Annotated in this window: 1 protein-coding gene; it reads left to right on the top strand. The window is 39.9% G+C overall.

Annotated features, from left to right (window positions below; genetic code table 11):
• Positions 1 to 27: 27 nt before the first annotated feature.
• Positions 28 to 234 (top strand): copper chaperone CopZ, encoded by a 207-nt coding sequence (gene copZ / locus CXF70_RS07370; protein ID WP_101802113.1) that lies wholly within the window; start codon positions 28 to 30, stop codon positions 232 to 234.
• Positions 235 to 461: the final 227 nt, after the last annotated feature.

The following is a 461-nucleotide window of genomic DNA, read 5'->3' as shown; positions in this document are numbered from 1 at the left end:
AAATCTTCAAAAAGGAGGTGAGAAAACATGCAAACCAAAACTTTAGATGTTAGGGGAATGACTTGTGGCCACTGCAAAATATCAGTAGAAGGCGCGCTAAAAGGTTTAGAAGGAGTATCTGCTGCAGAGGTAGATCTAAACTCTGGTAAAGTGGAAGTTACCTATGACGAATCAAAAGTTTCCTCAGAGAATATGAAAGAAGCTGTTGAGGAACAAGGCTATGACGTAGCATAAAAATAGATGATATAAGTGAGTTCCCTATATTGGAAGCTCGCTTTTTTTGAAATTTGCTTATTTGAGGTGGACGCCATCCAAACATCACCATCTGGGATGCCGGTTAGCAAAAGAGACCTCACCATCCGGTACGTTTCGTCTGCCTAGTTCCGTGACATTTAGGTTTCGATTTGCAATCTATTTGTGATTTGGTAAATTTCCATAATTTCCACACTTGTATAGTTGCC

The organism is Planomicrobium sp. MB-3u-38 (assembly GCF_002836425.1).
Classification (GTDB): domain Bacteria; phylum Bacillota; class Bacilli; order Bacillales_A; family Planococcaceae; genus Planococcus; species Planococcus okeanokoites.
The sequence above is the reverse complement of the archived record's forward strand: the minus strand, read 5'-3'. Positions and strand labels throughout refer to the sequence as shown.

Coding starts and splice junctions, on each gene's coding strand:
- copZ (WP_101802113.1), top strand. CDS start 28: ATGCAAACCAAAACTTTAGATGTTAGGGGAATGACTTGTGGCCACTGC.